This is a genomic window from Streptomyces sp. NPDC059567 (assembly GCF_042735655.1).
GTDB lineage: Bacteria > Actinomycetota > Actinomycetes > Streptomycetales > Streptomycetaceae > Streptomyces.
In genome coordinates, this window is record NZ_JBHWBS010000061.1 from 23,909 (window position 1) to 33,635 (window position 9,727).

The window sequence follows — 9,727 nt, forward strand, 5'->3', positions numbered from 1 at the left end:
CGCGCCCGCGCCCCCTCGCCCCCCCACACCCAGCGTCCGCCTCCCCCCACGCGCCGCGCCCCGGGGGGCGCGCCCCCCCCCCCCCCCCGACGGCTTCCACGACCTGGCGAACGTCTTCCTCGCCGTCTCCCTCTGCGACGAGGTCACGGCGGTGCCCGCCGACGAGCTGACGATCACCTGCGAGGGGCCGGACGCGGACAAGGTCCCGCTGGACCGGACGAACCTCGCCGCGCGCGCGGCGGAGCTGCTCGCCGCCCGGCACGGCATCTCCCCGGACGTGCACCTGCACATCGACAAGGACATCCCGGTCGCCGGCGGCATGGCGGGCGGCAGCGCGGACGGCGCGGGCGCGCTGCTCGCATGCGACGCGCTGTGGGGCCTGGACTCCTCGCGCGCCGAGCTTCTGGAGATCTGCGCCGAGCTCGGCAGCGACGTTCCGTTCAGCCTCGTCGGCGGGGCGGCGCTCGGTGTCGGACGCGGAGAGCGGCTGACGGAGCTTCCGGTCGGCGGCACGTTCCACTGGGTCTTCGCCGTCGCGGACGGCGGACTCTCCACCCCGGTGGTGTTCGGCGAGTTCGACCGGCTCACCGAGGGCGTGGACGTGCCCGAGCCCGCCGCCTCCCCGGCGCTCCTGGAGGCCCTGCGCACCGGCGACGTGACCGCCCTGGCCGGTGCCCTGACCAACGATCTCCAGCCGGCCGCCGTCTCCCTGCGGCCCGCCCTGAACGCCACCCTGGAGGCCGGCACGGCCGCGGGCGCCCTGGCGTCCCTCGTCTCGGGCTCGGGCCCGACGACGGCGTTCCTGGTGAAGGACGCGGAGGCCGCGGACGCCGTGGCGGCCGCCCTGATCGCCTCCGGCACCTGCCGCACGGCCCGCGTGGCCACCTCGGCGGCGCCGGGCGCGACGGTCCTGCCCCAGCCCTAGGCCCTAGCCCTGGGCCTCGCCCTTGCCTTTGCCTTTGCCTTTGTTGAGCGTGGCCAGGAGCAGGTTCGGGTCCTTCACCGGCTCGAAGAAGGACGCGCTGGTGACGTAGACGGTCTTGCCGCGCACCGCCACGGAGGTCGGGTTGGAGAGCCCGGCCTGTTCCGTGAGCACGATCTCGTGGGTGCCGTCGGGACGCACGAGAGCGACGTCGTTGTCCAGGAACAGGGCTGCGAGGACCGTGTCCCCCTTCCCGGTGAAGCCGAAGTCGTCGATCCCGCCCAGCCCGGTCGCCCGGGTCTCGATCGGGCCGGCGCCCTTGTCCGGGCGTACGGGGATGCGCAGCAGCGTCCGGTGGTCGCTGTTGGACACCCACACCGCGCCGTTGTGGAACTTGAGGCCGTTGGCGCCGACCCCGAGGCCGGCGGGCGGGGCGATGGGCTGGAGCGCGGTCCCGGTGGCCCAGGCCGTGGGCGCGCCACCCTCCTTCGGGACGCTCCACACGGTTCCGAGGACCGAGTCGGCGACGTAGAGGGTGCCGCACTTCTCGTCGAGGGCGAGGGCGTTGGGGAACCCTTCGGCCGGAAGCTGCGCGATCTGCACGGGCGCGCCGCCCCCGGGCGCGATGCGCCAGACACCGTTCTCGCTCGTCCCGGTGGCGTACGTGACGTAGAGGGTGCCGTCGTGGGCGCGGGTGATGCCCATGGCCGCGGCCACTCCGATGACGGGGGTGTTCGGGTTCGCGACGGCGGGCAGGGTGGCCAGGATCCGCGTGTCGCCGTCCGTGCCGACCCGGGCGACCTGCCGGGCGAAGGCGAAGGTCACGTTCGCGGAGCCGTCGGGTTCCAGGGCGATGTTCTCCGGGGTCTGCCCCGCGGCGAAGTCGAAGTGGGCCACGATGCGCGGATTCGTCACAAGCGGCACTCCGGCCGATGTGGGGGCCGACGCGAGCAGGGCGAGGGCGAGGGCGGCCGTGGCGGTGACCGCCAGGCGTGGGAGCCGGGACATGGGTCTCTCCTTGGGGGACGGGAGGTGCCGGGGTGCGCGGCACCAGAAGCACTTGACGATGCGCCAGCCCAGGGGTGCGGCAGCCAGGGCCGGGGGTTCGCCCGCGCGGCCGACGACATGGGGCCGGTTGGCAGGCGCACGGTTCCGGCGCAGGGGCGGGTGCGGGCTCCGGGGCCGCGGGTGTCCGGCGGCGCATCGCCTGGCGGGAGCGGCGGGCCTCGGGGTACTCAGAGGCCGGTTGAGTATCCGCGCCCTGACGGGCGGGCAGGTGGCCGCGGGACCGTGCCCGTATGGGAAACAGCGCAGTCGGCGGAGTCGGTGCCCGGGAGCTCGCCGCCGCCACGCCCGCGACGCGGGACCGGTACGTCGACCTGTTGCGGGTCGCCTCGCTCGCGGTCGTCGTCCTCGGCCACTGGCTGATGGCGGCGGTGACCACCGACGGGTCGGTGGGCAATCTGCTGGCCGTCGTGCCGGAGCTTCAGGTGGCGACCTGGGCGCTTCAGGTCATGCCGGTGTTCTTCTTCGTCGGCGGGTTCTCGCACGCCCTCGCCCACCGCTCACGCCCCCGGTACGCCGCGTTCCTGCGCGCCCGGCTCCAGCGGTTGCTGCGGCCGACGATGGTGTTCGTCGGGGTGTGGGGGGCCGTCGCCCTGGTGATCCAGCTGTTCGGCGCGGACGCGGGGCTGACCGGGGTCGCGCTGCGGCTCGTCACCCAGCCGCTGTGGTTCATCGGCATCTACCTCGCCATGGTGGCCTTCACCCCGCCGCTCCTGAAGCTCCATGAGCGCTGGGGATGGGGCGCGTTCGCCGCGCTCGCGGGTGGGGCGGTCGCCGTCGACGTCCTGCGGTTCGCGCTCGACGTGCCCTTCGTCGAGTTCCTGAACTTCGCCTTCGTCTGGCTGGCGATCCACCAGCTCGGCTTCCTCAGGGCCGACGGCATGATCCGTCTCCCCGGCGTCCTCGCCGCGGGCGGCCTGCTCGGCGCGGGCCTCCTCGTCGCCCTCGGGCCGTACCCGCTCTCCATGGTGGGGATGCCCGGCGAGAAGGTCTCCAACATGGCCCCGCCGACCCTGGCCCTGCTGGCCCACGGCCTCTGGCTGGTCGGCGCGGTGGAGCTGCTGCGGGGCCCGGGCGCCCGGTACGCGGCCCGCGCGGGCGTCTGGCACAAGGTCGTCGCCGCCAACGGGATCGCCATGACCGCGTTCCTGTGGCACCTGACGGCGATGCTCGGCGTGTACGGCGCGCTCCTGGCGTTCGACGTGACGTTGCCCGCGCCCGCGACCGGCGCCTGGTGGGCGCAGCTGCCCCTCCGTATCGCCGCCGCGGCGGTCCTGACCGGTCTGCTCGTCGCCGCCTTCCGTCGCTTCGAGCGCCCGGCCCCCGCGGCCCCCGCGACCGGCGACGGCGGTCCTCTCGCCGCCATCGGCATCACCCTGGCGCTCTTCGGCGTCCTGGGCCTGTCCATGGTCGGCTTCGGGGGCCTGCTTGAGGGCCACTCGGCGACGCTGATCGCGGTCGAGGTCACCGCCCCGGTGGCGGTGGCGATGGCCCTGGCGGGCTGGCTCCTGGTCGAACGGGCGGGCCGTGGGTGGAACGCGCGAACGCCCTGACCTCGGGTCAGACCCATGGGCGGAACACGGTCGTTGAAGGGATGCGCACACAGTCGGGTTCGGGTCCGCGCCGAGGATCGGACCGTGCGCAGTCGCACGTAGGCCTACCCCTACGCTGGATTTCTTCCAGTGGTGGATCCGAGCAGGACGACGGACGGGGTGTGACGGGTGACGGGGGCGAACGGCGCGGACCTGGTCGGCGAGGTTCTGGGCGGGCGATACCGCGTGACCGCGACGATCGGGCGCGGTGGCATGGGCGTGGTCGCCCGCGCGGTGGACCAGTTGCTGAACCGTGAGGTCGCCGTCAAGGTGCTGCGGGCCTACACCGACGCCTCCGCGGCCGAACTGGCCGATCTGCGGACCCGGATGCAGCGGGAGGCGCAGGCCGCCGCCCGGATCCGGCACAGCGGGGTGGTCACCGTGCACGACGTGGTCGAGGAGCGGGGGCTGCCGGTCATCGTCATGGAGCTCGTCGACGGGCCCTCCCTCGACGACGTGCTGACGGAGCGCGGCCCGCTGGACCCGCGCGAAGCGGCCGCCATCGGCGCCGGACTGATGGACGCGCTCGACGCCGCCCACCGGGCCGGGGTCCTGCACCGGGACGTCAAGCCCGGCAACGTACTGCTCGAGCGCAACGGCCGGGTCGTGCTCACCGACTTCGGCATCGCCACCATGGAGACCTCCGGCGACGACGCCATGGCCAAGTTGACCCAGAGCGGGCAACTCGTCGGGTCGCTCGACTATCTGCCGCCGGAGCGCGCACAGGGCCAGGACCCCGGCCCCGCCTCGGACATCTGGTCGCTCGGCATGACGCTGTACGCGGCGGTGGAAGGCACGTCGCCCTTCCGCCGCACGTCGGCCTGGTCCACGTTGTCGGCGATCGTCACCGAGCCGCTGCCGGAGCCGCGGCGAGCGGGACCGCTCACGCCGGTGCTGCGGGCACTGATGGCCAAGGATCCGCTCCAGCGGCCCGACGCCGGGCAGGCGCGCGAGATGCTGGAGGCGGTCGCCGCGGGCGCGACGACGAACCTCGCGCCGGGGTACGTACAGGCTCCGCACGCTCCCGGCCCCGCAACCCCCGCTCCCGGCCCCGCAACCCCCGCTCCCGGCCCCGCAACCCCCGCTCCCGGCCCCGTACCGGCTCCGGCGGCCGGTTTCGTACCGGCTCCGGCCCCCGGTCCCGTCACCCCGCCCGGTGCCTTCGGTGCCGCCGCCGCGCCGTTCCCGCAGCCCGGCGTACCCGGCGCCGCGCAGCCGGGCTTCCCGCCCGGCCCGCCCGCCGGGGGTGCGGGGCGCTCCGAGACCCGTACAGCGACCGTCCGTGCGCGCCGCCGTCGCACCCGTACCGTCGTCGCGGCGGCGGTCGCCACCGTCGTCGTCGGTGGCGGCGTCGCCTACGGGCTGATGAACACGGAGAGCGAGCCGGCCGGCGGCTCGCAGGCGGCACCTCCCACGGCGAGCGCCACGTCCGACGGCGACGTGTCCGGTAGCGGTGGCTCGGCCGACGGCCCGACCTCCCCCGGGGACCTGACGTCGATGAGCCCCGGCGGGGCGCCCGCCGGCACCCCCTCGGCCGGGGGCGGGGACACAGGGCCCACGCCGACGACGCCGGGCGGCGGCGACAAGCCGACCGCGACCCCGACCGCCTCAGCGAAGCCGACGCCCACGCCCAGCGCCACGACGAAGGAGCCCACTCCGGTCACGACGGCGTGCACCGGCTGGGCCCACGCGAACCGCAGTGACGGCTACGGATACCTGGCCCAGAACTCCCACCTCTACACCGGGCCGTACTCGGAGTGCGGCTGGGTGACCGCGGTCAAGGACGGCGTGAAGATCTACTACCACTGCTACGTCACCAACGCCCACGGCAACAAGTGGATCTACGCCCGTATCCAGAACACGGAGACCGAGGGCTGGGTGTTCGCCGACAAGACCACCGGGGGGAGCGGCACCCTCGCCCGCTGCTAGGGGTGTCCAGGGCGTGCCCGGCGCGGGGCCGGACCTCGGAAAAACGCCGCACGCCGTCCCATCGGTCCGGCGTCTACCCTTGGACGTCGATCCATCCCCCCGTACAGGAGTCAAAGTGGCCGTCAACCTGGTCAATGTCGAGGCTGTCAGCAAGGTGTACGGCACACGTGCCCTGCTCGACGGTGTCTCGCTCGGCGTCTCCGAGGGCGATCGGATCGGCGTCGTGGGCCGCAACGGCGACGGCAAGACCACCCTCATCCGGATGCTCGCCAAGCTGGAGGAGGCCGACACCGGGCGTGTCACGCACAGTGGCGGGCTGCGACTCGGGGTGCTCACGCAGCACGACTCGCTCGACCCGAAGGCCACCATCCGCCACGAGGTCATCGGCGTCATGGCCGACCACGAGTGGGCCGGCAGCGCCAAGATCCGTGACGTGCTCACCGGGCTCTTCGGCGGGCTCGACCTGCCCGGGTTCGAGCAGGGCCTCGACACCGTCATCGGCCCGCTCTCCGGTGGCGAGCGCCGCCGGATCGCGCTCGCCAAGCTCCTCATCGACGACCAGGACCTGATCGTCCTCGACGAGCCCACCAACCACCTCGACGTCGAGGGCATCGCCTGGCTCGCCAAGCACCTCCAGGAGCGCCGCTCCGCGCTCGTCTGCGTCACCCACGACCGGTGGTTCCTCGACCAGGTCTGCACCCGCATGTGGGACGTGCAGCGCGGTGACGTGCACGAGTACGAAGGCGGCTACTCCGACTACGTCTTCGCCCGCGCCGAGCGCGAGCGCATCGCGGCGACGGAGGAGGTCAAGCGGCAGAACCTGATGCGCAAGGAGCTCGCCTGGCTGCGGCGCGGCGCCCCCGCCCGTACCTCCAAGCCCCGCTACCGCATCGAGGCGGCCAACGAGCTGATCGCCGACGTGCCCCCGCCGCGCGACACCTCCGAGCTGATGAAGTTCGCCAACGCCCGGCTCGGCAAGACGGTCTTCGACCTGGAGAACGTCACCGTCACCGCCGGCCCCAAGACGCTGCTCAAGCACCTCACCTGGCAGCTCGGCCCCGGCGACCGCATCGGCCTGGTCGGCGTCAACGGCGCCGGCAAGACCTCCCTGCTGCGGGCGCTCGCCGACGCGGCCGTGACCCAGGGCGAGATCCAGCCCGCCGACGGGAAGATCGTCGTCGGCAAGACCGTACGGCTCGCCTACCTCTCCCAGGACGTCACCGAGCTGCCCGCGACGCTGCGCGTCCTGGAAGCCGTCCAGCAGATCCGCGACCGGGTCGACCTCGGCAAGGGCCGGGAGATGACCGCCGGTCAGCTGTGCGAGCAGTTCGGCTTCTCCAAGGAGAAGCAGTGGACCCCGGTCGGCGACCTCTCCGGTGGTGAGCGGCGCCGGCTCCAGCTGCTGCGCCTGCTGATGGACGAGCCGAACGTCCTCTTCCTCGACGAGCCCACCAACGACCTGGACATCGAGACCCTGACCCAGCTGGAGGACCTCCTCGACGGCTGGCCCGGCTCGATGGTCGTCATCTCCCACGACCGGTTCTTCATCGAGCGCACCACCGACCGCACCTTCGCGCTGCTCGGCGACGCGACGCTGCGGATGCTGCCCCGCGGGATCGACGAGTACCTGGAGCGGCGCCGGAAGATGATCGAGGCGTCGGTGCCGACCCCGGCCGCCGCGCAGACCGCGCAGCAGAAGCCCGGTGTCTCCGCCGCGGACGCTCGTGCCGCGAAGAAGGAGTTGCAGAAGGTCGAGCGACAGCTCGACAAGGTCTCCGAGAAGGAGGCCAAGCTGCACGCCCAAATCGCCGAAAACGCCACAGACTTCGAGAAGGTCGCAAAGCTGGACGCGGAGCTGCGGGAACTGGCCGGGGAGCGCGAGGAGTTGGAGATGCGCTGGCTGGAACTGGCAGAGGACGCGTAGAGAAGCCGTGCAGGACGCGTAACGAGGGCATCACGGGCCGGTCCTCCCTTGGGAACAAGGGACGGACCGGTCACTTTTGCGCCAACCCGGGAGTGGTAGAAAGAAAACCCGCTCACATCAAGGGGGAACGCTGATGACCCAGCCGCCCAGCAACCAGCCGCCGGGCTTCGGCGCACCGAAGGATCCGCAGGACCACGGCACGGGACAGGGCGTCCCGCCGCTGCCCCCGGTCCCGCCGCAGGCACCACCGGCCCCGCAGACGCCGCCGCCCGCCGCGCCCGGTCCGTACGACCAGGCGCAGCAGCCCGGTTACGGCTACCCGCAGCAGCAGGCGCCCCAGCCCGGTTACGGCTACCCGCAGCAGCAGCCTCAGCCCGGCCCGTACAACCAGCAGCCCGGTCCGTACGGTCAGCAGCCCGGCCCGTACAACCAGCAGCCCGGCCCCTACGGTCAGCAGCCCGGTCCCTACGGCGGCTACCCCGGCCAGCCCCAGTACCCCGCCGCTCCCACCCCCTCCGGTGGCGGCAACCCGTTCAAGGGCAAGCCGGGTCTCATCATCGCCGCGGCCGTGGCCGGACTCCTCGTCATCGGCGGCGGCACCTGGTTCGCCCTCAGCGGTGACGGCGAGAAGGAGCCGGTCGCCAAGCCGACCGCGACCAGCGGCGCCCCGAAGCCGACCGAGTCCGTGGACCAGGGCGACGGCAGCGGCGACGGCCGCAACGCCGAGGACGACCTCAACGCCGGTCGCAAGCCCGGCGAAGCGAAGATCAACTGGCTGCTGAAGAACAACGTCGACCTGCCCCGCAACGGCGCCGACGTCTTCGGCCCGTGGATCGTCGGCGAGGTCGTCGTCAAGGGCATGTACAAGAGCCTCGACGGCTACAGCCTCAGCGACGGCTCCGCCAAGTGGCACCTGGACCTGCCCTTCGAACTCTGCACGACCGCCCCCGAGCCCGCCGCCGACGGCAGCCTCGTCATCGGCGTCAACGACAGCGCCGGCGACCGCGCCAAGTGCACCGAGCTGCAGAAGGTCGACCTCAAGACCGGCAAGGTCGGCTGGAAGAAGTCCGTCCCCAAGGGCACCGGCTTCAGCTCGCTCTCCGACACCACCCTCGCCATCAGCGGCAACACGGTCACCGCGGCCGGCACCGGCAGCTCGCACGGCTACTCCCTCGCCGACGGCCGCGACCTCTTCACCGGGCCGACCAGCGGCTGCAAGCCCTACGCGTTCGCGGGCGGCTCGAAGCTGATCGCCGCCGCCAGCTGCCCCACCAGCGACTACAAGAACAAGCAGGAGCAGATCAGCGAGGTCGACCCGAACACCGGAAAGCCCCGGTGGACCTTCAAGCTCCAGCCCAACTGGGAAGTCGACAAGGTCTACTCGGTGAACCCGCTGGTCGTCTCCGCCCAGCAGCGTGACGAGAAGAAGTGGACCGTCTTCGCGGTCACCGCGGACGGCAAGCTCCGCTCGCAGATCGAGGGCGGCAAGGACAAGTACGCGCCCAAGTGCGGCGGCGGGTTCGTCGTCTTCGGCCGCAACCTCCAGGGCTGCATGGGCGTGGCCGCCGACGCCAACACGTTCTACATGGCCACCGAGGCCGCCTACGGCACGGCCAACGCGGTCGTCGCCTTCGATCTCAACACCGGCAAGTCCAAGTGGCGCGCCTCGGCCCCGGCCGAGCGGACCATGACCCCGCTGCGCATGGAGGGTGCGGACGTCCTGCTCTACGTGGACGCCTCGTACGACACCGGCGGCGGTGTCGCCACCCTCGCCCCGACCGGCGGCGCCCCGAAGATGCTGCTCCAGCACCCGGCGTCGACGGCCCAGATCGAGAACACCTTCTACGACGCGGGCTACGCCTACGGCAACGGCACGTTCGTGGTGTCCAGCGGCCGGGTGAGCGCGTCGAACGACGAGAAGGAGAAGGACGTCAAGACGATGATGGCCTTCAGCAAGTGACGGCCCGACACCGATGACCACTCCGCAGCAGCCCGGCCCGCCCACACCGACGCACGGACCGTACGGACGGCTCAACCCGTACGGGGGCGGGCAGCCCGACCCGTACGGACCGCCCCCGTCGGCCCCGCCGCCGGCACCGGATCAACCGCCGACGCAGCAGCAGCCCCCCCCCGCGCGCGTCCGCGCGCCCGCCGCCCCGGAGTGGGCGCGCGCGGGGGGGGGGCGCCGCGCGCGCGGGGGGGCGCCCCCCCCCCCCCCGCGCCCCCGCCCCCCCCGCGCCCCCCCCGCCCCCCCGGCCGCAACGCCGAGGACGACCTCAACGCCGGTCGCAAGCC

The 9,727-nt window shown here is 73.1% G+C and carries 5 protein-coding genes and 1 pseudogene; 5 read left to right on the forward strand and 1 reads right to left on the reverse strand.

The window, feature by feature from the left end; genetic code table 11:
* Positions 1-82: 82 nt before the first annotated feature.
* Positions 83-925, forward strand: a pseudogene (locus ACFVZW_RS24395) (4-(cytidine 5'-diphospho)-2-C-methyl-D-erythritol kinase); the annotation flags it as partial.
* 3 nt (positions 926-928) lie between these two features.
* Here ACFVZW_RS24395 and ACFVZW_RS24400 read toward each other — a convergent pair.
* Complete coding sequence (locus tag ACFVZW_RS24400) at positions 929-1,930, reverse strand: hypothetical protein (protein WP_384524920.1); 1,002 nt, start codon at positions 1,928-1,930, stop codon at positions 929-931.
* 290 nt (positions 1,931-2,220) lie between these two features.
* Here ACFVZW_RS24400 and ACFVZW_RS24405 point away from each other — a divergent pair, with 290 nt between their 5' ends.
* From ACFVZW_RS24405 to ACFVZW_RS24420, 4 genes are all read left to right on the forward strand, one after another.
* Entirely contained in the window at positions 2,221-3,540 is a 1,320-nt protein-coding gene (locus tag ACFVZW_RS24405) for an acyltransferase (protein ID WP_384524923.1), read from the forward strand.
* 168 nt (positions 3,541-3,708) lie between these two features.
* Complete coding sequence (locus ACFVZW_RS24410) at positions 3,709-5,508, forward strand: protein kinase (protein WP_384524926.1); 1,800 nt, start codon at positions 3,709-3,711, stop codon at positions 5,506-5,508.
* Positions 5,509-5,623: 115 nt separating this feature from the next.
* Positions 5,624-7,432 (forward strand): ABC-F family ATP-binding cassette domain-containing protein, encoded by a 1,809-nt coding sequence (locus tag ACFVZW_RS24415; protein WP_384524929.1) that lies wholly within the window; start codon positions 5,624-5,626, stop codon positions 7,430-7,432.
* Positions 7,433-7,565: 133 nt separating this feature from the next.
* A complete protein-coding gene (locus tag ACFVZW_RS24420; protein WP_384524932.1) occupies positions 7,566-9,392 on the forward strand; it encodes a PQQ-binding-like beta-propeller repeat protein in 1,827 nt (608 codons plus the stop codon).
* Positions 9,393-9,727 lie beyond the last annotated feature (335 nt).

Coding starts and splice junctions, on each gene's coding strand:
- ACFVZW_RS24400 (WP_384524920.1), bottom strand. CDS start 1,930: ATGTCCCGGCTCCCACGCCTGGCGGTCACCGCCACGGCCGCCCTCGCC.
- ACFVZW_RS24405 (WP_384524923.1), top strand. CDS start 2,221: ATGGGAAACAGCGCAGTCGGCGGAGTCGGTGCCCGGGAGCTCGCCGCC.
- ACFVZW_RS24420 (WP_384524932.1), top strand. CDS start 7,566: ATGACCCAGCCGCCCAGCAACCAGCCGCCGGGCTTCGGCGCACCGAAG.